This window comes from Rhodospirillum sp. A1_3_36 (genome assembly GCF_047263945.1).
In the GTDB taxonomy this organism is placed as follows: Bacteria; Pseudomonadota; Alphaproteobacteria; order Rhodospirillales; family Rhodospirillaceae; genus Rhodospirillum.
Genome location: NZ_JBLAVB010000003.1, coordinates 471062 through 495002, shown reverse-complemented (window position 1 = coordinate 495002; position 23941 = coordinate 471062). Strand labels below are relative to the sequence as shown.

The following is a 23941-nucleotide window of genomic DNA, read 5'->3' as shown; positions in this document are numbered from 1 at the left end:
ACATGAAACAAGATAGTCGACTGTCTGGCGTCCTCCATATTCTGCTGCACATGGCTGGACAGAATGCCCCCCTGTCCTCAGAGGTTTTGGCGAAGGCCATGAATACCAATCCGGTGGTGGTCCGCCGCGTCATGGCCGGGTTGCGCAACAAAGGGTACGTGCGGTCGGAAAAGGGGCATGGGGGCGGGTGGACCCTGACCCGAAGCCTCGCCGAAATCACCTTGGCCGATGTTTACGACGCCTTGGGCCGCCCCACGATCCTGGCCTTGGGACACCGCGATCCAAAGGCCGATTGCCTTATTGAACAAGCCGTCAACGCTGCCCTCGACACCGCGTTTCACGAAGCCGAGGCCCTTCTCCACGCCCAATTTGCCAGGGTCACACTCGCCCAATTGAGCCTGGACTTCGAGCACCGGTTGGCAGAGCGCGGATTAACACGAACCGGAGACGCCCCATGCCCACAAAAGACGGCGCAATAGACTTCCAAAAAACCTTTTCCGACCCGCAGGCGGTTGCGAAATACACCGATGGAACGCGACGGTTCATTCCCGGCCTGGAGGATCTACACCGCATGACGGGGATCCTGCTGAACGAGCGGGCCCCCCAGGACGCCAAGGTGCTGGTCCTCGGGGCCGGTGGCGGGATGGAATTGAAAGCCCTCGCCGACAGCCACCCCGGCTGGCATTTCGTCGGCGTCGATCCTTCCCAGGAAATGCTCCGCCTCGCCGAACGGACCCTGGGTGCCCAGGCCGCGCGGGTTGATTTCGTCGAAGGCTATATCGAAGACGCCCCAGCGGGTCCCTTCGACGCTGCGGTCTGCCTCTTGACCCTTCACTTCCTGGACCCCGAAGTGCGACGCACCACGGCGAACGGAATTTGGTCCAGATTAAAACCCGGGGCGCCCTGCGCCGTTGCCCACTCCAGCTTTCCCCAATCCGAAGCAGAACGCCCCCTGTGGCTGGAGCGCTACGCCTCCTTCGCCGTCACCTCCGGCGTCGACCCCGATCAAGCGAAGGCCATGCAAGCAGCCGTGGGCAGGAGCTTGACCTTGCTCACCCCCCAGGAAGACGAAGATATCCTAAGGGCAGCGGGATTTGCCGAGATCACCCTCTTCTACGCCGCTTTCACTTGGCGAGGTTGGATCGCCCATGCCTGACGGGGCCACCACGACACCCTCCGGCATCGCGGTTCCAGAGTCGTCCGCGATCAATTTGGGCCGCCGGTTTTACCCGAGCGGCCCCTGTTTTATGCCAACAAAGCGCGAGAGGCGGACGACCGCCCCCTCAAAAAGCGGAGAAAGAGGACTACTCCGCCTCCGCCACCTCCACCGGTGCCTTCACGCCGCCACCGAGTACCTTGTACAAAGTCACCCGGTTCGTGACCCGCTCCACCCCCAGGGACACCAGATTCCGCCGGGCGTCATACAGCGAGCGTTGGGAATCCAGAACGCTCAGATAGCTGTCCAGGCCACTGTCATAGCGGGCACGGGACAGGCGATAGGCTTCCTCGGAGGCCTCCACGAGGGCACGCTGGGCGGCGATCTGGTCATCCAGGGTGCCCTTGCTGGCCAGACCATCGGCGACCTCGCGGAAGGCCGTCTGAATGGCCTTCTCGTATTGGGCCTTGGCGATCTCCTGATTCACCTTGGCAACATCCAGATTGGCCTGGTTGCGCCCCGCGTCGAACAGGGGAATGGAAATGCTTGGCCCGAAGCTCCAGGCTGCCGCACCGCCGGTAAACAGATCGCTCAGGGCGAAGCTCGCCGTTCCCAGGTTCCCCGTCAGGGAAATGGAGGGGAAGAAGGCCGCCCGCGCCGCGCCAATCCGCGCATTGGCCGCTTTCAAGCTATGTTCCGCCTCGCGAATATCCGGTCGCCCCAGAAGCACCTCGGACGGGAGGCCCACCGGCACATCGGCCACAAAATCGCCGTCGCCCCGCCCTGACACCTCAACCGGAAGATCCCCAGGCAGGGGCTGGCCAAGCAGCAATTCCAACGCATTGCGGTCCAGAGCCACCTGACGGGTGTAGAGCCGCAGGTTTACCCGCGCCGTCTCAAGCGCGGTGCGGGCCTGGGCCACATCCAAGTCCGTCCCCACGCCCCGTGTGGCGCTCGTCCGGGTCAGGTTCAAGGAGTCCTCGCGAGACGCAAGGGTTTCCCGGGTCAGCGTCAACTGCCGTTGATCCCCCAAAAGGGTCAAATAGGCGGTGGCCACCTCGGCAATCAGGGAGAGGCGCGTACTCTCCCGCGCCTCCGCCGTTCCCAGGTAGCTTTCCAGGGCATCGTCCTCCAGCGAGCGGATACGACCAAACAGATCGAGCTCGAAGGAGGTCACCCCCAGATTGGCGCTATAGGTATCCGTCGTGACGGGCTTGCCCGAGGAGGAGGCCGTCTTGGGCGTGCGCGTTTCGGTAAAGCCCGCCCCCGCGTTCACCGTGGGCAGCCGATCCGCCCCTGTGACGCGATAGGTCCCCCGGGCCGCCTCGACAGTGAGGGCCGCCACCCGCAGGTCCCGATTGTTCTCCAGGGCGATTTGAATCAGGCTTTGCAAGGTCGGATCAATGAAGACCTGCCGCCAATCCCCGTTCAGATCGGCCAGGGGCGCGGCGGACGCCCCCCTGGCCCCGTCGTCATAGGCCGCCCCATCCGGCCATTGCCCGGAGACCGGCATCTCCGGCGTTTCATAGTCGGGAGCCAGGGAGCATGCCCCCAACAGAAGGGCCAAACTCACCCCGGAAAGACCGGAAAGGCCGGAAAGGAAGGACGTCATGGATGGGAAACCCCGGAATGGAAAGGATGTCAGAAAGGGTCTGGTCGCTGTCACACCTGGTCCTCCGGCTCGACCAGCGGCAACCGCTTGGGGTTTCGCCCGAACAGCCGCTGGACCGATGCGAAGAACACAGGGATGAAGAAGACGCCGAGAATCGTCGCGGAAATCATGCCCCCCATGACCCCCACACCGATGGCGTTCTGGGCACCGGACCCGGCTCCGTTCGACGTCGCGAGCGGCAAAACGCCCAGGATGAAGGCAAAAGACGTCATGAGGATCGGCCGCAAGCGTTGACGGCAGGCCTCGATGGTGGCGCCGATGAGCGACCGCCCCTGTTCGTACAGTTCCTTGGCGAACTCAATGATCAAAATAGCGTTCTTCGCCGACAGGCCGATGGTCGTCAGCAGGCCCACCTGGAAGTACACGTCATTGGACAATCCCATGACCGATACCGCTAAGACCGCCCCCAGCACGCCGAGGGGAACGGCAAGCAGCACCGCAAAGGGCGTCGACCAGCTTTCATACAGGGCCGCAAGGCACAGAAAGACCACCAGAACCGACAGGGCGTACAGCATGGGTGCCTGAGATCCCACCAGCCGTTCCTCGTAACTCAGGCCACTCCACTGATAGCCGATCCCGGGCGGCAGCTTGGCCAGGAGCCCCTCCATGATATTCATTGCCTCGCCGGAACTGTACCCCGGCGCCGCTGCCCCCTGAATGGTACGCGACGCGATGCCGTTGAAACGCTTCAGCTGGGGCGAGCCCATTTCCCAGTGGCTCTCGGTGAAGACGGAAAGCGGTACCATCTGTCCGTCTTCATTGCGAACCCGCCAAAGGCCAAAGTCCTCGGGCACCATTCGGAACGGCGCGTCGGCTTGGGCAAAGACCTTCTTCACGCGCCCGTTTTCGATGAAATCGTTGATGTAAGACGATCCCCAGGCAGCCGAGAGGGTACTGTTGATGTCGTCCAGGTTGATGCCCAAGGCCTTGGCCTTTTCCCGGTCCACGTCCAACCGCAGCTGAGGCGTATCGTCCAGGCCATTGGGACGCACCCCCATCAGGCCCGGTGTCTGATTGGCCATGCCCAGAAGCTGCCCATTGGCGGCCATCAACGCATCGTGGCCCAAGCCCCCCTGGTCCTGGAGCTGTAATTCGAAACCAGAGGCGTTACCCAGCGTGATCACCGCTGGTGGAGCGAAGGCGAAGATCCGGGCCTCCTGAATGCCCGAGACAAAGCCCATGGTCCGACCGATCAGGGCGGGCACCTTTTTGTCCGGAGTGGTCCGCTCGCTCCAGTCCTTCAGGCGAACGAAGACCATGCCCATATTCTGCCCGCGACCGGAAAAGTTAAAACCGGCCAAGGTCAGAACGCTGGTAACGGAGTCCTTTTCCGCTCCCAACAAGTGATTGCTAATCCGCTCGAGAATCTTGGAGGTCTGCGCCCGGCTCGTGGTCGCCGGCCCCTGGACCTGGATAAAGAACAGCCCCTGGTCCTCGTCGGGCAGAAAAGAGCCCGGCAAGCGGTTGAACAGATAGAGCAACCCACCGACCAGCACGACAAAGAGGACAAGAACCCGAATGGACCGGTGCAACAGTCCCTGGACGCTTTTGGAATACAAGGAGCGGGTCTTGTCAAACCCCCGGTTGAACCATCCAAACGGCCCCTTTTTGGAATAGCCATGTCCTTTCTCCACCGGCTTGAGAATGGTAGCGCAAAGGGCAGGCGTCAGGATCAGCGCGACGACCACCGACAGGGTCATCGACGACACGAGAGTCAGGGAAAACTGGCGGTAGATGGCGCCGGTCGAGCCCTCCATGAACGCCATGGGTACGAAGACCGCCGAGAGAACCAAAGCGATACCGACCAGGGCCCCGGTGATCTGGCCCATGGACTTGCGCGTGGCCTCGCGGGGGGGAAGCCCCTCCTCAGACATGATGCGCTCGACGTTTTCCACGACGACGATGGCATCATCCACCAGCAAACCGATGGCCAAAACCATCGCAAACATGGTCAACGTGTTGATGGTGAACCCCGAAGCCGCCAGCACGCCAAAGGTTCCCAGCAAAACCACCGGAATGGTGATGGTCGGAATCAACGTCGCGCGGAAGTTCTGCAGGAAAACGAACATCACGACAAAAACGAGGATCACGGCCTCGATCAGGGTCTTCACCACCTCCTCAATGGATAGGCTCACAAAGGGCGTGGTATCATAGGGATAGGTGACCTCCACCCCCGCCGGAAAGAACTCCGACAAGGACGCCAGCCGCGCCCGCACCGCATCAGCGGTCTCCAAAGCGTTGGCGCTCGTCGCCAGCTTGATCCCTAAAGCGGCAGCAGGACTGCCGTCCATCAGGGCTGAGACTGCATAACTCTCGCTTCCGACCTCGATGCGGGCGACGTCCCGCAGGTGCACAGCGCCCCCGTCCTCAGTCACCTTCAGCAGGATATTCTCGAACTGCTCGGGCGTTTCCATCCGGCTTTGGGCCAGAACGGTCGCGTTCAACAACTGCCCCTCCACGGCCGGGATCGCCCCCAACTGACCGGCAGAGACATCGACGTTCTCAGAGCGAACCGCGTTGATCACGTCTTTCGTGGTCAGGTCGTAGGCAACCAGCCTGTTCGGATCAAGCCAGATGCGCAATGCATGCTGGGCTCCGAAAACTGTGACCTCACCCACACCCGGCACACGGCTGATGGGATCCTGAACCCGGGAGGTCAACAGGTCATTCAGATCCCCCTGACTGACGGAATTGTCGCGGGACACCAAACTGGCGACCATCAAAAAGCTGGTGGCGGACTTGGAAACCACCACACCCTGGGTCTGCACCACCTCGGGCAAGGAGGGCATGGCCAATTGCAACTTGTTCTGCACCTGCACCTGGGCGATGTCCGGGTTCGCCTCCGGTTCGAAGGTCAGGCTGATGGACACATTGCCCGCACTGTCGCTGGTCGACGACATGTACCGCAGGTAATCCAGGCCGCTCATCTTCTGTTCGATGACCTGGGTCACCGTATTTTCCAACATCACCGCCGAGGCACCGGGATAGGTCGCACTGACGTTCACCGTTGGGGGGGCAATGGGAGGATATTGCTCGATGGGCAGACGGAAAATGGAGAGGACACCCGCCACCATGATAACGATGGCAATGACCCAGGCGAAAATGGGCCGATCGATGAAGAATTTGGACATGCTATCGCCTCCGCCCTACTTGCTCGCCGAAGCGGGGCCAGCCGAAGCCGGCGCGGAGGCCCCCTCCCCTTTCCCGGCATCGGACAAGGGAGCAACCTTCATGCCGGGCCGAATCTTCAAGATACCGGCGGTCACCACCCGATCCCCATTTGCAAGGCCCGCGCTCACGACCCACTGGTTCCCCAAGGACCGATCGACGGTAACGGGACGAACCTCCACCTTGTCTCCCTCGCCCACGACGAAAACCGACGCGGAGCCATCCTTGCCCCGTTGCAGGACATTCTGGGGAATCAGTGCCACATTGGGCTGTTCGCCCAGGTCCAATTCGGCCCGCACAAACATGCCCGGCAGCAAGAGGCCATCGGGATTCGGGAAAACCGCACGGCGCAGGACCGACCCTGTGGTTTGGTCGACGGTCACGTCGGAAAAGGTCAGGGATCCGGTCTGGCCATGGGCCTTGTTCGCCCCTTGGACATAAAGCGTCACCTTGACGGGCGTATCGTCCCGGGCCAAAGCGCCCGAGGCCAAGTCCTGGCGCGTCTTCAACAAGGAGCCCGCAGGCTGAGTCAGATCCACATAAATGGGATCAAGCTGGGTGATCTTGGCCAGGGGGGTTGTCTGATTGGCTGTCACCAGCGCACCCTCGGTCACGGCAGACGTGCCGATCACGCCCGCAATGGGCGCGCTCATCTTGGTATATTCCGTATTGATATGCGCCAGGTCCAGGGCAGCCTGGGCGACCAGAACATCGGCCTGGGCCACGTCCATGTCCGCCACCACGTCTTCGTAATCCTGACGGGAGACGGCCTTCACCCGAACCAATTCGCCATAGCGGGCCGCCTTGGCCTTCACCGATTTCAGGCTGGCCTCCGCCCGGGCCAAATCGGCCTCGGCGCTTTTTTCCTGGGCGGCATAGGTGGCCGGGTCAATCTGATAAAGCTGCTGGCCCGCCGTCACCTCCATGCCTTCGGTGAACAAACGGCTCCGTATGATTCCCCCAACCTGGGGACGCACCTCCGCCACCCGATAGGCGACGGTCCGCCCGGTCAGTTCCACCCGCAGGGGGACCGTGGTCATCTCGACGGTGAGAACCGGAATCGGAGGGAGAGCCCCCGCACCCCCGGGTGCACCCTGGGCCAGACTCGCCTGGGAGAAGAACAGAACGGGCAGGCTCGCTGCTGCCGCCAGGGCGGCGCCCTTAAAGGCCATCAAGGACATGCGTGGGATTCCGTTTTTTCGTGCCTTCCCCCTAAGCGGGGGGTAGCGTGAGTGGATTGAATGTGTGTACTGTATTGTACAGTACACAACTTAACAAGCCTTCGTTTGTTAGGGGTGTCGTTAGGGGTGTGGTTAGGGGAGAGAAAAGGTGCAAACGAGAACGGAAGCCCGCCGGTGCGCCATACTGGAGGCGGCCACGGACCTGTTCCTTGAGAAAGGGTACGAACGGACAACCCTGGACGACATTCTGGAGCGATCCAAGGGATCCCGGAGCACTGTCTACAAGCTCTTCGGAAACAAGGAAGGGCTTCTTAAGGCGATCGTCGAGGAAACAACCGGAGAAATATGGGCCGTCGTTGCGGATTGGCATGCCAAGAACCCACCTCCAACGGAGCAGTCTCTCTTCGAACTGGGATGCCTTCTTTTTACGGCTGTCATGGCTCCGAGAGCCATTGCCCTGCACCGCATTCTCGTAGCAGAGGGGCCCTATATTCCAGAAATCGGCGCTTACTGCCTGAAGATTGGCCCGGATAGGAGCAAAAGCAGACTGGCGGAATGGTTTGCCGAGGGGCAGAGATCGGGTCACTTCATGGATTACGCACCGGAAGACCTCGCCCAGATCTTCATGGGGCTGGTTATCACCGACCTGCACCTGCGTCGCACCTTCTGCCAAGCCCCCATGTCCGACGAGGACACCCTCCGCCGCAGGGTCAAAACCGCCGTCCAGATCTTCCTGAATGGGGTGAACAAGACAGCCCCCTGCGATCCCGAACGCCGCAACCTCCCTGTCAAAGCCTGACGACCGCAATGGGCGTCCCAGGCAACGCCCATTGCGGAATCTGCCGGAAAATTGACCTGTGTCCATGCGCCGGACCGCCAGTCGCAGTAGGCTCATTCCATGAGCACTGGCCCGCGCGAAGGGGAGTGTTTCCCCCTATCCGGCGGGTCCGCAAGGAGTCCTCCGGCCATGAGCGTCCCGTTTCCCGGCATACCCTCCGTCGTCAATGGCAATGGCGCTGTCGCCCATGTCATGTCCCAAGTCTGTGGCGGCGTTATCGGCTACCCCATCACCCCCTCCACCGAGATTTCCGAACTCTACGAGGATTTCCGCGCCGGAGGCGGACTGAACGTCTGGGGGCGACACCCCTTCTTCTTCGAGCCGGAAGGAGAGCATTCCGCCCAAAGCGGCGCGCTGGGCGCCGCGTTGACCGGGGGCAAATACATCTCCAATGCCTCCTCCAGCCAGGGCATTCTCTATGGCATGGAGTCCCATTATGTGACTGTGGGCAAGAAGGTCGGCGGCTTCGTGCTGCAGGTGGCCGCCCGCTCCGTCTCCCGCCATTCCCTCAACGTCATGGCCGGACATGATGACGTCTATGCCCTGCTCCCCGCAGGCTACACCATCCTGTTTGGCGCCACCCCACAGGAAGCGGCGGACCTGGCCCTGATCGCCTATCGCACGGCGGCCCTGTCGCTGATCCCCGTGGCCAATGCCATGGACGGATTCGCCACAAGTCACATGATGAGCGAAGCCCTGCTATCCGAACCGGACCTGACCCGAACCTACCTGGGCGACCCGTCCGGACGCATCCCCGCGCCGACCCTGGCGCAGGAGATGCTCTTCGGCGCCAAGGGTCGGGTGTTTCAACTCCGCCATTGGATCGAGCGCCAGGGTGAGGCCCTGAGCCCTGCCCAACAGGCCGCCCTCAAGGCCTTCCTTGCCGCCAATGCCGACAGCGTGGAAGCCGACGACACGGCCGACACGGCTGGAGAGGCCAACGCACACTTGCCGCCCGCGCTCCAGCCCCGCTGGCGCCGCGCTTGGGTCGGCGCTTGGTCCAAGGGCTCGCGCCCCCGGGTGCCCGCCCTGGTCGATGTCAACGCACCGGGCGTGACCGGTGGCGTCCAGAACCAGCCGGATTTCCAGGCAGGCATCGTCGACCACATGACCCATTTCGCGGCCGATGTGCCCCATCTGGCCCGTCAAGCCATGGCCGAATTCGCAGAACTGACCGGCAGAACCTACACCCCCGTCATGCCCTACCGCTGTGACGACGCGGAAACCGTCCTGATCGGTCTGGGATCGGTGACCCAAGACGTGGAAGCCGTCGTGGATTACCTGCGTGCCCAGGGTCGGGCCGTGGGGGGCATCGCGGTCAAGCTGCTGAACCCCTTCCCCGAAGCCGAAATCGTCGCCGCCCTCGCCGGAAAGCGGGCCGTGACAGTCTTGGAGCGCTCAGAGACCACCGCCCTGACCGAGCGGGTGGCCCATGCCCTATTCAAGGCCCGGGAAAACGCCTGCTCTGCCCGCCGCCACCTGGATATCCCCGCCCTGGACACCGCCCCCCGTATGACCACAGCCATCTTCGGCCTGGGTGCCCATGACCTGCAGCCCCGTCACCTGATCGCCGCCTTTGACGCCATGGACAACCGCTCCGCCAACGGAGCCGAGGATAGCGGCCCCGCCGGAGTGGCGAAAGACGGAACACCCTGTGGACCGCTGATTTACCTGGGGTCCCAATTCTTCTCCAAGGATCCGTCACCGCGCATGGCCCTGGCCCAGGAACGGCTGCGCGCCGCCTATCCCCGGACAGAGCAGATGGCCCTGGAGACCGGCCCCAATCCCCCGATGCTGCCAGAGGGCGCCTTCCGGGTGCGGTTCCATTCCGTCGGTGGCTACGGCACCATCGCCACGGGCAAGCTGCTCACCGACATCCTGGCTGGCGCCCTCAGCCTCCATTCCAAATCTGCGCCCAAATACGGGTCCGAGAAAAGCGGGGCGCCGACCAATTTTTACATCACCCTCAGCCCCGAGCCCGTCAAAATCACCAATGCGGAGATTGAGGAGGTGGAAATCGTCCTCTCCCCGGACCACAAGGTTTTCTCCCATTCCGACCCCTTGCGCGGACTGGTCCCGGGGGGGGCCTTCATCCTGCAATCCCAGGAGGATCCCCTGGAGGTCTGGCGCAGCCTACCCAGCCACGCCCGACGCACCATCCGCGAGAAAAAGATCCACTTCCTGGTGATCGACGCCTTCGCCGTGGCCCGCCGCCATGCCCCCACGCCGGAGCTGGAAACCCGCATGATGGGCATCGCCTTCATCGGCGCGCTCTGCGGCAATGTGGAGCGCATCACCGCCGGAGCCGACGAGGACGCCCTTCTCCACAAGGTTCGGGACCAGATCGCCAAGAAGTTCGGCGGCAAGGGGCAGGCCGTGGTGGATGGCAACATGGCGGTCATCAAGGATGGCCTGAAGGCCACCTTGCGGGTCTCCTACGACGACCCAGCCTATGAAAACGCCGAAGCGAACGCTGCCCCTCCGGACCCCTTCAGCCCGAGCCTGTCCGCGACCCTCTGCGGCATGGCCGAATCCTGTACCCCCTCCGGTCTGTTCGATCCGGAGTACTATGATGACATCGTCGCCAAGCCCTTCCGTGAGGGAACCATAGGCGAGGCACCGGTCATGCCCGGTTCGGGGTTGTTCATGCCCGGGGGCAGTGCGACGGGCAAGAACAAGGGGCTGTTCCGCCGCAGGGTCCCCCTGTTCGATCCGGACAAATGCACCGGTTGTCTGGAATGCACCCTGGTTTGTCCCGACGCGGCCATGCCCTGTACGGTCCATGACATCGCCGACCTGATCCGCACGGCCATCGCCGAAGCCAGCCCCTCCGACGAAAGCGATCCGACCCTCCTGGCCCAGGTTGACGCCATCGCCGGAGAGGTCCGCGCCGCCTATGCCGCCGCAACCGCTCCCTTGGATCTGGAGGCCGCCTTTTCCCGGGCCGCCTCCCGGGTGCTTGGCGCCGCCCCTGGCCATGCCGCCATCGTCGCCCGGGTGACCGACACCCTGGCCAATTTCCCCGTTGCGAAAACCACACCCTTCTTCAAACAGCCGGAAAAAGCGGAACCGGGCACGGGCGGTCTCTTCTCCGTCGGCCTGGATCCCTTCAAATGCAGCGGGTGCCTGGAATGCGTCCATGTCTGTGGCCCGGGCGCCCTGGTCCAGGCAGACCAGGACGAAGAACTACTGGGGAGTCTGGAAGCGCGCTTCTCCTTCCTGACCAAGACGCCCAACACGCCCCACCGCTTCACCGAGACCCTGACCGGTGCACTCGCCCGGCGGCTGATCCTGGACCGCGAGAACTACTACGCCACCACCGGCGGCCATGGGGCCTGCCGGGGCTGTGGCGAGGCTTCGGCCATTCGCTTGATCACCGCCGCCGCCCACGCCTTACACAGCCACAAACGCAAGGCCTGGATCGCGGAGGGTGAAGCCCTGGTCGCCGATCTGATGGCCAAAAAGGCCGAGTTGCCCGCAGAGGATCGGGCACGGCGGGAGCGGATTGAGGACACCCTCGCCCGCTTGGAGGATTACCTGTACCGCTTGGAGGACGGCCCGACCGGAAGGGGTGCGGCGGGCATGGTCGTGGCCAATGCCACGGGCTGTTCCAGCGTCTATTCCTCCACCTTCCCCTTCACCCAATACCGGGACCCCTGGGTCAACAGCCTGTTCCAGGACACGCCGGCCCTGGCCAAGGGCCTGTTCGAGGGGCTCTGCGCCGACGCCACAGAAGACTTCAAGGCCCTGCGCATCGCCCGCTTGGAGCGGGACGACGCCTATGATCCGGAGAGCGACGCCGCCGCCTTACGGACCTTCGCCTGGGACGCCTTCGATGGGGAGGAACTGTCCCGTCTGCCAACCGTCATGAGTCTGGGGGGCGACGGGGCGACCTACGACATTGGCTTCGGCGCCCTGTCCCGCCTGCTGGCCACCCACACGCCGATCAAAGTGGTGGTGCTTGATACGGGGGCCTATTCCAACACGGGGGGACAAACCTCCACGGCCAGTTTCACCGGCCAGGACTCCGACCTGTCCCGGGTGGGCAAAGCCCATGGGGGCAAGTCGGATTCCCGGAAGGAACTGGGATTGATCGCCGCCTTCCACCCCAAGGTGATGGTCGTGCAGACGGCCATTGGCATGCAGGCGCATTTCCTGAAATCCGTGCTGGAAGCCCTGACCCACACCGATTCCCCCGCCGTGATCGATGTCTACACCCCCTGCCAGGGAGAGCATGGCATCGGCGATGCGGTGGCCAGCGAACACGGGCGTCTGGCGGTCGCCAGCCGGGTCCAGCCACTCTTCGTCCACGACCCCAACGGCGGCGAGACCTTGGCGGAGCGCTTCTCCCTGCAGGGCAACCCTGCCCCGACGGAAGATTGGACCGACAAAACCCTGAAATACATCGATGGGGAGGGAAAGGAACGGACCTTCAAAACGCCCCTGACGCCCGCAGACTTCGCCCATCAGGAAGGGCGTTTCAAGCGCCAGTTCCGCCCCCAGCCCCTGCCATCCGAAGCCGAAGGGGTCCTGGTCAGCGACTATATCGACCTGCCGGACTCCGAAAGAAGCGGCAAAACACCCTTCATCTGGGAGGTACAGAACGGCGCTCTGGTCCGGTACGCCGTCTCTGCGCCCGTTGTCGCCCTGGTGAAGGAGCGGCGACGCCATTGGCGCCTCCTCCAATCCCTTTCCGGGTTGGACCTGAAACGCCTGGACGAGGCCCATGCTGCGGAAATCAAGGCGCTGAAAGCCGAGCTGGCCGCCGCAGAATAGGCCAAAGCGACAGGTAATACCCAGGTGCGGTGAGTTTGACTCACCGCACCTTGGAAGCGGCCAAGTGGCCGCCGCGCCTTATGGCGCGTAAAAGCCCGCCTGGCGTTTGAACGCAAAAAAAAGCGGCGTGGGTTTCAACCCGCGCCGCTTGGTATAAGAAAGGAGGGAGGCAGCAGAACTGTCTCCCTCCTTTCTTTTCCTTCTCCGATCCTTATCCGCCTTCGCGGATCTGCCCCAAGGCTTCCACAGCGTCCAACTCTCCGGCTAAAATCGCGGCGGCCCGCTGTTCATCAGCTTGCAGCAAGCGGGACATGGGGTCGTCCGACGGCAGGTGATTGTTGCGCTTTACGAAGCGGGCGAGACTACGGCGAAGCGCCTCGCTCCGGCTTTCGCCAAGGGCCAGGATCACCCCATCTCTCATCACCTCCAAAGGAGAGGATTGCCGTTCCAATCCCTTGGCGTAACACCGAAGAGCCGCGCCACGGCGCCCAGCGTGAGCGAGACGGAACGCCAAATCGCGCCGGAGGAAGCCTTTGCGAGCCGCCCGGGACCAGGTCTCTTTCCGCATCTCATACCACTGCCCTGCGGCCTCCAACCGACGAGGATCCACGGTGATCCGATCGGGCCGAGGCTCTGCGTCCATGACCACCAGGACCTCCGGCGCTACGGCGATATGGGCTCCGGCCTCCTGCAACCGCATCATCAAATCCGTGTCCTGGTGGACGGTTGCGGTCGGATCGAAGGGAACCTCCAGGGCGAGCTCCCGGGACAGATAGACGGAACTGGTTTGGAACAATCCGCCCTGGGCATAAAGGTATTCTGAAATGGCCGTGCCCGGCTTGTAGGGAGGGGGGACGAAGCCGAAAAGATGCCCCCCCTTCAGGAAGGCCATGCCGCAACCCAGCACAGGCCGCTCGCCCAGGGCTTCGATCTTCCGCGCCAGGACCGATTGGACAGCCAGTTTTTGCGGAAACATCCAATCATCGGAATCCAAAAAGGCCACATGACGCCCCCGGGCGGCCTCGACCCCCAGATTTCGGGCCGTTGCAGCGCCTGGCTGTCCGGTATTCCGGAGGAAACGCCCACCCATCGCTTCGATGACCGCACGCACGGTGGTCATGTCCTCCTGGGAGCCATCGTCAACGATCAGACAGTCCACCTCCACTGAGGACTGCCGTGCGACGCTGAACAAGGCGCGCAGAACCAAACCAACCCGATTCCGATTGGGAATAATCACACTGACGACAGAATGAATATCCAACTCCGCGTCCCTACTTGCACCGTACACGACAGTGTCGCGTGTTTTTTAGGCTTGGGGTCTGGGGCCTTTCGGCCCCAGTGGGGGACGGGGCAAAGCCCCGTGACGGGAAAGCCCCCCCTGTCGTGTCCCCAGCCCTATTTGATCCACCATGTACCAATTTCACTCCCGGCTCCATTTCAAGCCTCGGGGTTGGTAGGCCCGCTGGTCAAGCCCATCCTCAACCGCTCCTTGCGCAACTTGGGCAGATAGCTCGCCAGAGCGGCCACCTCCCGTACAGCCATGACCAAGGCGTTCAGAGGGCTGGGCCAGGGAGCCGGGCGCGGCAGAACCGTCATATCCCCTCCCCCCAAGAGACGGAAGCATAGAAGAGAGCGGGGCATGTGAGGGGCATCCGTGATCAACAGAATTCGTTCGATTCCCCGCTTTTGTAACAAAAGGATGCATTCTCTGGCATTTTCCAGGGTGTTCCTCGCCCGCTCCTCCAAAACGATCCGTTCCGGACTCAATCCCTCAGCCGCAGCAAGTCCGGCCATAACCCGGGCCTCACTGACCGTTCCCCGGGTTATTCCACCACTGAAAATCACAGGGATTCCGGGGAATCCCCGGGCCTGAAGAACGGCCTTGGCCACCCGTCGGCGCATCGCCCGGGACGGGGATCCATCCTGGGCGCGGCGCGCTCCGAGGACGACGATAGCTGTAATCATGAACACTCCTCGGTAAAATCGCTTGATCATCCGAGCGGAAAATCGGACAACCGGGGTGGTCGTTCGAAAGCCTCCCAGAATCTTTTGGATACCAACCCAACCTTTGTTCAATCCTTACGAGAAAGACATTATAGCGACATGGCGTCCATCGGACCCATATCCCTGTTCCGGGAAAAAACGTCCATTCACCAGTTTGGGGACGCACTTGCGAATCCTGAACAGGAGAACTCCTTCGTTATTCGTTCCAACAGGGTTATCCTGGAGTTGATGGCAACCCACCGCAAGGAGCAGGTGGTCATCCGCGGACAGAATATTTCCTCGACCCTCCGCTTGGCATCGATGGTGGTCGAGCGGTTCCTGCGTGACCCCCAGGTCTTCCACCGGGAAGTCCCCGTCGACTGGTACGACCTATGGGACCGCAAGCGCAGCGACTATGAACGTCGGTTTCAGCCTGAGTCCTGGGTTTCCGTCCATGTGGAAGGCAAAACGGCCTTCGCCACCAAAGGCTCCCTGCCCATTGATCAGATCGAACGGGTCGCCAAGGGCGAGGACTTGACCGACGACATTATCAAGGACGCAACGAAATCTCTGTTCGGCACCGTGGAAGACGTGGTGGTTCAGCATGAAAGCCAGACTGCCGTGGTTTTCACCCCGTTCTCCAACCACTTGCGCGCTGCGGTCCTGGAGCGCCGGGGGGGCCGCACAGGGTCGTTCTCCGTTTCGGCCTTCCACCAACCCGACCAGAAGATCCGCCTGTCGGCCTTCACCAATTTCATCGCCGATCTGGTCGAAGCCGTGTCCCTCAAGGAGTTCCTGGAGAAGGTCCGGTCCATGATGGAAGAAAGCAACCTGTCCAGCCCGCCGGTCCCCCATGACCACCTGTCGGCCGCCCTCGGTCGGAAGCGCCAATGTGCCCAGTTCGTCGCAGCCTTCGAGAAAGGCAACAAGGTTCAATACCGGCCCGAACGTCCCGACATCCTTTAATTCCTCCCGGCAAACAAGGATCCCCCATGACTGCGCCCCGCGTTCTGCGCAACACCGATGCCCTGCTCGAAGCCGTTTCTGTGACGGACAAGGCGGTGTTGGATGTCGGTTGCGGCGACGGTTCAATCAGCCGCCTGCTGGCCCAGGCCGGCGCCCGGGTGGTCCTGGGCCTGGAGGTCAGCCCCAAGCAAATCGAACGCTATCTGGCAAGCACGCTTCTGCCGGGCATGGCGGTGCTCGACAGCGGTGCGCAGGACATGCCGCTGCCCGACGCCAGCATGGACGTGGTGGTCTTTTTCAACAGTCTACACCACGTCCCCGTGGCCCTGATGGGCAAGGCGCTGGCAGAGGCGGCCCGGGTGATCAAACCCGACGGGCTGGTGTACGTCACCGAACCCATCGCCGAGGGTCCCCTGTTCGAGTTTCTGCGCCCCGTGGATGACGAAACGGAAGTGCGGGCCTTCGCCCTGGAGCACCTCCACGCTGCCGATAAGGTCGGCCTTCGCCTGGAGAAGGAGGAGGTGCACATCCACCCGGCCCGGCGTCGAGACTACGACAGCACCCGAAACGCAATCGTGGCGGCCAATCCGGAGCGGGCAGCAGCCTTCGATGATCTGGACGGAGACCTGCGCGCAGCCTTCGACCGGCTGAGCCGCCCCCATCCCGAAGGGGGCTTCCTGTTCGATCAACCCACAAGGGGAAGCTGGCTCCGCAAGGCCTGACCCCTTTTTGGGGCAATCACTCCATGCCCCTTTGGGGCAATCACTCCATGCCCCTTTGGGGCAATCACTCCATGCCCCTTTGGGGCAATTACTCCATGCCCCTTTGGGGCAATTACTCCATGCCCCTTTGGGGCAATTACTCCATGCCCCTTTGGGGCAATTACTCCGCGCCTTTTTGGGACGGGCGTCCCGTGCTAGACTCGGCGCATGGCGAGCACTCCTCCCCCCCCTCTCTCTCCCCTCAACGCGCCATCCGCCTGGATGACCCGTCGTTATGCCTTGGCGCTCGCCGTCATCGCCTTGTTGGCTCTTTCGGCATACGGCGCCTTCGAACTGCTTGTCGCCCAGCACGACCGCACCCTGGCCGTGGTCAATGTCAGTGGTCGCCAGCGTATGCTGTCCCAACGGAGCACCCTCTTCGCCGAGCGGCTGGTTGCGGGGCGTTGCCCGGTCGCCATTGAAGACTGCCGCCGCCCCCTGGAAGAAGCGGTGGATCTGTTCGAGGCATCGCACCGGGGACTGACCCAAGGCAGCGCCGAGATGAACCTGCCCCGCGAGATGAGCGATACCGTCTCCGCCCTCTATTACGACGGCACTCCCAACCTGGACGACCGGATTACCCACTTCATCTCCAACCTTCGCCTCATTCTGAAAACCCCCGTTGCCCGGCTGGACGATCCGGCCGTGGCAGACGCCTACCGGCAGGTGATTGCCGAATCCTCGGGCCCCTTACTGCAGGATCTTGATGACTTGGTCTACGTCTACCAGAAGGAAGGAGAGGCCGCCCTTACCCGCCTTCACCGGCTGGAAACGGCTGTTCTGACCTTGACCCTGACCACCTTGCTTCTGGAGGTTTTGCTGATCTTCCGCCCCATGGTGAGCCATATCCGCCGACAGTTCGAACAACTCAATCACATGACTACGGCTTTAAGGGCATCGAAGGACTCCCTGGAAGAGCAGATCGCCCAACGTACCGGCGAAATCGACCAAGCCCGGAAAGAAGCGGTCCGGGCGAACATCTCCAAGTCCAAGTTCCTGGCGGCGGCGGGCCACGATCTGCTCCAACCCCTGGAAGCGGCCATGATGTATACGGGCATGATCGGGCGCACCGCAGAAAGCGATCGGGCCAAGCGGGCCGTGGCGGAGCTGAAGACCAGCCATGCGGCCATGAACCGCCTGATTCGGGCCGTACTGGACCTCTCGAAACTGGAGGCCGGCGTGGTGACACCTAAATCGGAGACCGTCGCCATCGGCCCCCTTCTGGAAAGCCTCGGACGGGAGTTCCAGGCGTCGGCCGGAGCCAAAGGCCTGGAGCTGCGCGTCGCGCCCACGTCGTTGACGGTGGAGTCGGACCGGCACCTTCTGGAGCGAATTCTCCGCAACCTGCTCTCCAACGCCTTGCGCTACACACAGGAGGGGGGCGTTATCCTGGGCGCCCGCCGCCATTCCAACGGCTTGATGATCCAGGTTTGGGATAGCGGTGTCGGCATCGCCGAGGCCGACCGGAACCGAATTTTCGAGGAATTCACCCAACTGGACCTGGAAGACCGTGACCGCAGCGAGGGATTGGGCTTGGGGCTGGCCATTGTGGATCGCCTCACCCGCTTGTTGGGCCTGGACCTCTCCTTGAAGTCTCGACCAGGGCGGGGCACAGTATTTTCGGTGCATTTCCCCCAGAGCCCCCCTGAAACGGACCGCCATTCTCCCCCGGTGTGACGGTCGACACACCCACACCCGGGCAAACAGGAGGAAATAACATCGAAGACTGGAGACAAAACGAGGGACGGCCCCCCACTGATCGACCCAACGGTAAATGTTCCCCCGATCAGACCGGTGATGGCTCGCGCTGGAACGCGAGACCTGTCAAAATCTAGTTTGAACGGTCGCGGCGCCATATGGATTGGGGCAAAACCGAACGGTGGGAGACCAAAGATTTCCCGTGGTCGCGCCCTGGCGCACCGCAGGCTTTTCGACCCATATTCGAATGCAGGCGACCTTTTACCGGGGACAAAGACGAAGCATGAAATCCGTTGCAGACATTCACGAGGACATTCAAACCCGGCACCAGAAAGCCTCATCCGGACGTTTTGGCCATTTCTTCCTGCAATGGATCAAATTCAACGAGAATTCGGATGACCTATACAGGGCCCGGGGCGAGGATGGAGAAACCTATCTGCAATATCGGTTGCACTTGGAGGATGTGGAAGAGGCTGCCGTTATTTTCGATACAATCCTCTCCTATTGGAAGGAAATGGAGCAGGACCCCCGGATTTACGCCTATTTGACCGTCGAGGACAATGACGGCAACGGCATTTGGCACTATTTGGCGTCCACCCTGCGCCGACACGAAGGCAAGGCCACGCTCCGCATGGCCCGCCAGTTGCTGTCCATGGATATCGACTTCTCCCGGCGCAACAAACTGGGCCAGTCGCCGCTCTCGAGAATGTTGCTGCCCGAACCCCGGTGGCAGTCCTTGAACGCGCTGATTCAGACCAAGCACCTGACCATCGAAAATATCGAAAGCGCCATCTCGGAAGGGACGAAGGACGAACAGAAGCGCGCCAATCTGATGTGCTTCCTGTTCACCACCGATATCGAGAAGAACAAAGGGCTTTTGTGCCAACACATCCTGCGAACAGCGATCCAGCCCCAGGCGGACGCCACCCTGCGCGCGGCCACCTGCAGGCTCTTTTACGATTACATCGGCGAGAAAGACAGTGCACCGCCGTTCTTTAAGCTGATCGATATCTCCAACCACGCAATGTTCGACGACCTGCTCCGCCTGCTGATGCAAAATACCATCGAAACGGTGACCACCATGGGTGCAAGCGACGTGGCAACACGGAAGACCTACGCCCAACTCCTGCTTGCCAAACGTATCTTGCGGCGGGATGCGGCAGGCGAGGGCTTACTGTTCAAGACATTGGCCAGCAAAAAATATACCCATCTCGCCAAGATCTCGAGCCTCATGCGCAATGACGAATTGAAGATCGTCCATATGGTCCGGGGCGAGCGGGTTCGAAAACCGGTAACCGTTGACAAGACCTCCCCGGCTCCGGAGAACCCTCTTCTCTCCCTGATTCTCCAGCAGGACCGCGATGGGAATACGGTTTTTCACTACGCCGTGACCAGTGACGACCTCCGGGCCATCCGCTACCTGCTCGCGGGGTTGGCGCCCAACGATATGCACGCGATCATCACCGCCCTGCCCAACAAGATCGGATTGTCGCTGATGGATCTGGCGACCGACCCGGAAGGCAGCAAGAAGAAACTGTTTGTGGCCGCCAAGGCCAACATGATTTCCCAGTCCCGGGCCAAAATCATGGTCACGGGCCTGACCCTGAGCAAGGGAGAAGTCCGCGATTACCTGGTGAAGGAACTCAACGAAATTCAGGAACTGGCAAAATCCGTGGGCCGCAAGGGTCCCCTACCGCCAACGTTCACGCTTCCATCCAAACCCGCTCGCGCGACATAGGGTTCCTCGATGACGCAACGCCCCAAACCCATGACCAAACCCAGCGCATCCCAGCCCAAATCCCCTCCCACAACGCCCCCTGCCTCCGCCCCACCCCGCGATCTCCCCGAATCGGCCCAAGCGATGAACCGTCGCATCGCCAAGATGCTGACCAAGTTCGGTGTTGATGGCGAGAAGATCCTGGCCGAAGCGGCAGCCAAACCGCCAACGCCCAACCTGCTGCGCGATCCCGCCCTGCTGGAGGGGAAAAACCTGATCCGCCTGAACAGCATCGGCACCATGGACGCCATGCTGGAGCTGGCCCTGGGCAACAAGCCCAGCATTCCCATGCCCAAGGACCCAAAGGTGGGATTGCAGGCCATCATCCTGTTCCTGCGGCTGAACCATACCCCCTGGTTCAGTTGGAAGGAAAATGACACCCCCGCAGCCTGGTCCACCCGGGTCATGGATGCCCTGTTCCACAATCTGGCCGACCAGGAGATTTTCACCCAAGCGGACTTCCTGGCCCTCGACCGCCTCAGTTCCAACCCCCTGTGGAACGGTTTGTTCGGCTATACTCTGGACCTGTTCCTGAACGCCATCTCCGATCCCACCCGGGTCAGCAACCTGGACAAAGGAACCTCCCAATCGGCAGTCCAAGCCTTCAAATCCTCCGCCGACGCCCGGCAGGCCCGTTTGCCGAAGGTGAAATACGGCAACTCTCTGGCCTCCTTCAAAGACGTGGCGGAATATGCCATCGGCGAGTATCTGGCGGGCCTTGACGTCAACGAGGCCCTGGAGCGCCATCTGGTGCAGGCCCAGCTTGGCCTGGAGGACACCGACGGCAAGGCGCGGTTCCAAAAATTCCTCAGCGATAACCGGATTGAACCCGACACCTTCCCGACAACTGTTGCCGCCATGTATCAGCAGGTCCGACAGGAAGTCCGCTTCCAGGAGAGCGAGGGCGAGGTGGCGGCGGTTTGCTACACCTATGCCCAGGAAACCGGACAGACGGGAGTGATGGACAAGCTCTTCGCGAACTTCGCCGATCCGGTGTTTCCGGTGGCGGCCAAATGTCGGAAGTATTTCCACTTCGGCGGCATCGCACCCCGCGACGCGGCCACGGTGATTGCCCGTTGGGCGGCCCGCTCCAAACTGTTGTCGGGCATGCGCAAGGGGGGCATGGGCAAGCAGGTGGAGGGCTTGATGGCCCAGATGAGCAAGAGCGAACGCAAGGCCCTGATGGCCTTCCGCGACGGCCGCACGGAAGCGCGCTCGATCGGCAAGGCGGACGTGGACCGCTATGTTAAAGCCCGCTGCAAGATGCTGACCCTCTCAGCCCAGCAAGCCAAAATCGGCCGGGTGGAGAAGCTTCTCATGTCCCAGATCGCCGGAGCCGAACAATTCATCATGCGCCCGGGGCAGGAGGCGCTGAAGGACATGACCTATGGCGTCGACGTGTTCTTCCGGGCACTACGCACGGTGATGGAGGACATCTGCAACGGCACGGGCTCCCTGCTACGCGAACAGATGAAGGTGCTCCATGAATTCGAACACCGCTACGGTCCCTTACCGACCATCGCTCTGCTCTGCCCCATGCCCCCGGGGATGAGCGCGGAAGATTGGCTCCCCAAGGCCCGCGTCCTGCTCAACAAGATCGAGAACCAGCATTTTCACGTGCAGGATAAGCTGATGTAGGGGTCAGGCACCATTCCCGCCCAGGGGCTCGGGCGCCATTCCCGCCCATGGGCTCGGGGATGGACAAAAAAGCCACCGGGAAAGGGGCATCCCAGGCCGCGCCAAAGCGGGGAGCCCCCGACTCCCCGACCTCAAGCAGCCCGTTCAGCCACCACTTTCTGATAAAGCCCGCCGAAGTAGGTTTCCTTGCGCCAGGTGAATGCCCCGGCCCGGTCCGTAAACTCCTGGATCTCCTTGCCCATCATCCCCAGGGCATAGGGCTCGAGCCAGTGGAAGACTCCGGACATGATGGGGCGTAGGGGGTGCAGGGCTGCGGGCTGGTGGTAGTCGACGAAGACCGCCTTCCCCCCCGGCCGCACCGCGTCCAGCAGGGAGCCGATAATCCGCCGCTTCCAGTCATCGGGCACTTCGTGCAGCAGGAAGAAACAGCAGACGCCATCGACTTGCCGCCCCACGGGGTCCGCCGCATTCCCCTGCCGCACGGTCACTCCAGGGATGCCAGCCATCTTGCGTTGGGTGAAGGCAATCTGGACGGGAGCCACATCCCGCACCTCCAACCGCCCATCGGCCCCCAACCGCTTGGCCAACCGCTTGGAAAACGGACCATAAACCGCTGCGGGCTGCAGCACGTCGTCCCCCGGCTGGAACTCCTGGAAGGCCGCCTCCATAAGCCGGTTGGCATTTCCCCAAAGAATGGCCGAAACAACAACCCCCCGATCCAGAAAGGGCAAGTGACGGGGATTGAGGTAAGCCCAGGTATAGGTTTTACGGAGATAGTCGGGCTCGGGTCCCATAACTGCCGCTTCGGGATCCAGGCGGGACAGAGGGCCTTGGGGTTTGTTCATACGCGAGGCACTCCGATTAGGCCGGGCGGGAAGAGGATGGTCGATTGGGCAAAATCGACTGGGGGGAGCGATAGCCGATACGGCTATCGGAAAGGGTGGCGATCATACCCCGCCCTTCGCGGTCGCGAAAGAAATTTGGGATACATTCTCGGCACCACAATCCCACTCTGGGTTCTCAAAAGTCCTCAGAAAACAGGACATGGGCGCGTTTTTCAAAGGCCTCGACCAGTTTCACCGCCGCCTCCTCCGTCATTCCCGCCAACAGCTTTTCCAGTTTTCGGGCCCCCAAGACCATGGTCATGTCCAGGGAGATCAGGCATCCCTCCGGATGTTCGTCGAACCGCCAAACCAGATTCATGTCCTTGATGGCATCCCCATGGGACACCACGGAAATACGGTCGGGGGGATGCAAGGTCGTGTCCGACTGGAAGCGAAGACGGACCGGCCCCATCCCCATGATCTGTTCCGTATGGTAAACCAGATGGCGCTTGCCCGTGACCCGGGCGGCGATCCACCAGGGAACGAAGTCGGGATAACGCTCCACATCAGCGACCAAATCGAACATCTGGCGGCGGCTAAAAGGCAAAACCCGTTCGGCGTGGTGTTGTGTCATGACAGTTAAAAGGTCGCTTTAATACGGTAGGATAGAGTGTGCAGGACAAAGGCCGCCATTACGTCAGCCCCAGGCGCTGGGCGGCGATGACGGCCCCCGTTCGATTGGTGACATTCAGGGCCTTGAGGATGGCCGTCACATGCAGCTTCACGGTCCCTTCGGACAGGGTCAGTTGTCGGGCAATCTCCTTGTTGGACTTCCCCTGGCCAAGCAAAGACAGCACATCACGCTGACGGGGGGTCAACGGAGATATCATCGCCGTGCCGTCCTGTCCCCCGGAACCAGAGTGGCCAGAGGCAGGGGGGCCGGAAGCGGGAAGATCGGACAAGGCAGAAGCCATCGGCATGGAGCTCTCATCAAGCAGGGTCGTGGGCAGGTAGACCCCCCCGGATAGGACCAAATCCAGAGCACGGATCATGACCTTGCTCGACGCGGTCTTGGGAATAAAACCCGAAGCCCCCAGCCGCACAGCCTCCAAAACGAGACGCCGGTCCTCGTTGGCCGACAGGACCACCACGGGTGTCTGCGGCGCCGCAACCCGCAAGGAGGCCAACCCGTCCACCCAGGGCAGACCCGGCATGACCAGATCCACCAGAATCAGATCGAAGGGGGCCACCGACGGATCATCGCCTTCCGCCCGCTCAACGAGCCCCAGGGCACCGTCGTAAGTACTGGCCTCAGTGATCTCCAAATCCGTCGAAAGATCAGACAGCACCATCCGCAGGCCATCGCGGAACAGCTCGTGGTCGTCGGCGATCAGTATTCTCACAAATGTTCTCCGCCAGCCCCCCCACGTTCCCCTGAAGAAAACGCGAAAGAAGCCACCCTAAAACCGGTTCCCCGGTCAGGACAGTTTCCCTTCTCCCATA

Annotated in this window: 17 protein-coding genes; 9 read left to right on the top strand and 8 right to left on the bottom strand. The window is 62.1% G+C overall.

Translation table 11 applies throughout. From position 1 onward, the window contains the following. Positions 1 to 2 precede the first annotated feature (2 nt). Both ACLIRY_RS09855 and ACLIRY_RS09850 read left to right on the top strand, forming a co-directional pair. A complete protein-coding gene (locus tag ACLIRY_RS09855; protein ID WP_413205197.1) occupies positions 3 to 479 on the top strand; it encodes an RrF2 family transcriptional regulator in 477 nt (158 codons plus the stop codon). Next, positions 455 to 1156: a class I SAM-dependent methyltransferase gene (locus ACLIRY_RS09850; RefSeq protein ID WP_413205196.1), complete on the top strand. Its 702-nt coding sequence runs from the start codon at positions 455 to 457 to the stop codon at positions 1154 to 1156. Before ACLIRY_RS09855 ends, ACLIRY_RS09850 begins: the two co-directional genes overlap by 25 nt. 148 nt (positions 1157 to 1304) lie before the next feature. Here ACLIRY_RS09850 and ACLIRY_RS09845 read toward each other — a convergent pair whose 3' ends face one another. Genes ACLIRY_RS09845 through ACLIRY_RS09835 form a run of 3 tightly spaced genes read right to left on the bottom strand, consistent with a single transcriptional unit; the run spans position 1305 to position 7177 of the window. Further along, positions 1305 to 2768: an efflux transporter outer membrane subunit gene (locus ACLIRY_RS09845; RefSeq protein WP_413205195.1), complete on the bottom strand. Its 1464-nt coding sequence runs from the start codon at positions 2766 to 2768 to the stop codon at positions 1305 to 1307. Between the two features lie 50 nt (positions 2769 to 2818). Beyond that, positions 2819 to 5959: an efflux RND transporter permease subunit gene (locus ACLIRY_RS09840; protein ID WP_413205194.1), complete on the bottom strand. Its 3141-nt coding sequence runs from the start codon at positions 5957 to 5959 to the stop codon at positions 2819 to 2821. Between the two features lie 15 nt (positions 5960 to 5974). Next, complete coding sequence (locus ACLIRY_RS09835; protein WP_413205193.1) at positions 5975 to 7177, bottom strand: efflux RND transporter periplasmic adaptor subunit; 1203 nt, start codon at positions 7175 to 7177, stop codon at positions 5975 to 5977. A gap of 148 nt (positions 7178 to 7325) precedes the next feature. Here ACLIRY_RS09835 and ACLIRY_RS09830 point away from each other — a divergent pair, with 148 nt between their 5' ends. Both ACLIRY_RS09830 and ACLIRY_RS09825 read left to right on the top strand, forming a co-directional pair. Further along, on the top strand, positions 7326 to 7976 hold the full coding sequence (locus ACLIRY_RS09830) for a TetR/AcrR family transcriptional regulator (protein WP_413205192.1): 651 nt from the start codon (positions 7326 to 7328) through the stop codon (positions 7974 to 7976). A 168-nt stretch (positions 7977 to 8144) separates the two neighbouring features. Next, entirely contained in the window at positions 8145 to 12791 is a 4647-nt protein-coding gene (locus tag ACLIRY_RS09825) for a 2-oxoacid:acceptor oxidoreductase family protein (protein WP_413205191.1), read from the top strand. 211 nt (positions 12792 to 13002) lie between these two features. Here ACLIRY_RS09825 and ACLIRY_RS09820 read toward each other — a convergent pair whose 3' ends face one another. Together ACLIRY_RS09820 and ACLIRY_RS09815 are read right to left on the bottom strand one after the other, a co-directional pair. Next, a complete protein-coding gene (locus ACLIRY_RS09820) occupies positions 13003 to 14052 on the bottom strand; it encodes a glycosyltransferase family 2 protein (RefSeq protein ID WP_413205190.1) in 1050 nt (349 codons plus the stop codon). A gap of 176 nt (positions 14053 to 14228) precedes the next feature. Further along, on the bottom strand, positions 14229 to 14756 hold the full coding sequence (locus tag ACLIRY_RS09815) for a YdcF family protein (RefSeq protein ID WP_413205189.1): 528 nt from the start codon (positions 14754 to 14756) through the stop codon (positions 14229 to 14231). 138 nt (positions 14757 to 14894) lie between these two features. On the opposite strand from ACLIRY_RS09815, the gene ACLIRY_RS09810 reads away from it, so the two are divergent. The 5 genes from ACLIRY_RS09810 to ACLIRY_RS09790 all read left to right on the top strand — a co-directional run bounded on the left by ACLIRY_RS09810 (position 14895) and on the right by ACLIRY_RS09790 (position 21614). Then, positions 14895 to 15740 carry a hypothetical protein gene (locus ACLIRY_RS09810; protein WP_413205188.1) on the top strand — a complete coding sequence of 282 codons (846 nt, stop codon included), beginning with the start codon at positions 14895 to 14897 and terminating at the stop codon, positions 15738 to 15740. Between the two features lie 26 nt (positions 15741 to 15766). Next, positions 15767 to 16462, top strand: a complete 696-nt coding sequence (locus ACLIRY_RS09805) for a class I SAM-dependent methyltransferase (protein ID WP_413205187.1) — start codon at positions 15767 to 15769, stop codon at positions 16460 to 16462. Between the two features lie 207 nt (positions 16463 to 16669). Continuing rightward, positions 16670 to 18178 (top strand): ATP-binding protein, encoded by a 1509-nt coding sequence (locus ACLIRY_RS09800; protein WP_413205186.1) that lies wholly within the window; start codon positions 16670 to 16672, stop codon positions 18176 to 18178. 304 nt (positions 18179 to 18482) lie between these two features. Beyond that, positions 18483 to 19937, top strand: coding sequence for a hypothetical protein (locus ACLIRY_RS09795; protein WP_413205185.1), 1455 nt, complete (start codon positions 18483 to 18485; stop codon positions 19935 to 19937). Positions 19938 to 20060: 123 nt separating this feature from the next. Then, complete coding sequence (locus tag ACLIRY_RS09790) at positions 20061 to 21614, top strand: hypothetical protein (protein ID WP_413205184.1); 1554 nt, start codon at positions 20061 to 20063, stop codon at positions 21612 to 21614. Between the two features lie 131 nt (positions 21615 to 21745). Here ACLIRY_RS09790 and rquA read toward each other — a convergent pair whose 3' ends face one another. From rquA to ACLIRY_RS09775, 3 genes are all read right to left on the bottom strand, one after another. After that, positions 21746 to 22459: a rhodoquinone biosynthesis methyltransferase RquA gene (gene rquA, locus ACLIRY_RS09785; RefSeq protein ID WP_413205183.1), complete on the bottom strand. Its 714-nt coding sequence runs from the start codon at positions 22457 to 22459 to the stop codon at positions 21746 to 21748. A gap of 175 nt (positions 22460 to 22634) precedes the next feature. Next, positions 22635 to 23072, bottom strand: a complete 438-nt coding sequence (locus tag ACLIRY_RS09780) for a type II toxin-antitoxin system RatA family toxin (RefSeq protein WP_413205182.1) — start codon at positions 23070 to 23072, stop codon at positions 22635 to 22637. Between the two features lie 58 nt (positions 23073 to 23130). Continuing rightward, a complete protein-coding gene (locus tag ACLIRY_RS09775; RefSeq protein ID WP_413205181.1) occupies positions 23131 to 23841 on the bottom strand; it encodes a LuxR C-terminal-related transcriptional regulator in 711 nt (236 codons plus the stop codon). Positions 23842 to 23941: the final 100 nt, after the last annotated feature.

Coding starts and splice junctions, on each gene's coding strand:
- ACLIRY_RS09855 (WP_413205197.1), top strand. CDS start 3: ATGAAACAAGATAGTCGACTGTCTGGCGTCCTCCATATTCTGCTGCAC.
- ACLIRY_RS09850 (WP_413205196.1), top strand. CDS start 455: ATGCCCACAAAAGACGGCGCAATAGACTTCCAAAAAACCTTTTCCGAC.
- ACLIRY_RS09845 (WP_413205195.1), bottom strand. CDS start 2,768: ATGACGTCCTTCCTTTCCGGCCTTTCCGGTCTTTCCGGGGTGAGTTTG.
- ACLIRY_RS09840 (WP_413205194.1), bottom strand. CDS start 5,959: ATGTCCAAATTCTTCATCGATCGGCCCATTTTCGCCTGGGTCATTGCC.
- ACLIRY_RS09835 (WP_413205193.1), bottom strand. CDS start 7,177: ATGTCCTTGATGGCCTTTAAGGGCGCCGCCCTGGCGGCAGCAGCGAGC.
- ACLIRY_RS09825 (WP_413205191.1), top strand. CDS start 8,145: ATGAGCGTCCCGTTTCCCGGCATACCCTCCGTCGTCAATGGCAATGGC.
- ACLIRY_RS09815 (WP_413205189.1), bottom strand. CDS start 14,756: ATGATTACAGCTATCGTCGTCCTCGGAGCGCGCCGCGCCCAGGATGGA.
- ACLIRY_RS09810 (WP_413205188.1), top strand. CDS start 14,895: ATGGCGTCCATCGGACCCATATCCCTGTTCCGGGAAAAAACGTCCATT.
- ACLIRY_RS09805 (WP_413205187.1), top strand. CDS start 15,767: ATGACTGCGCCCCGCGTTCTGCGCAACACCGATGCCCTGCTCGAAGCC.
- ACLIRY_RS09800 (WP_413205186.1), top strand. CDS start 16,670: ATGGCGAGCACTCCTCCCCCCCCTCTCTCTCCCCTCAACGCGCCATCC.
- ACLIRY_RS09795 (WP_413205185.1), top strand. CDS start 18,483: ATGAAATCCGTTGCAGACATTCACGAGGACATTCAAACCCGGCACCAG.
- ACLIRY_RS09790 (WP_413205184.1), top strand. CDS start 20,061: ATGAACCGTCGCATCGCCAAGATGCTGACCAAGTTCGGTGTTGATGGC.
- rquA (WP_413205183.1), bottom strand. CDS start 22,459: ATGAACAAACCCCAAGGCCCTCTGTCCCGCCTGGATCCCGAAGCGGCA.
- ACLIRY_RS09780 (WP_413205182.1), bottom strand. CDS start 23,072: ATGACACAACACCACGCCGAACGGGTTTTGCCTTTTAGCCGCCGCCAG.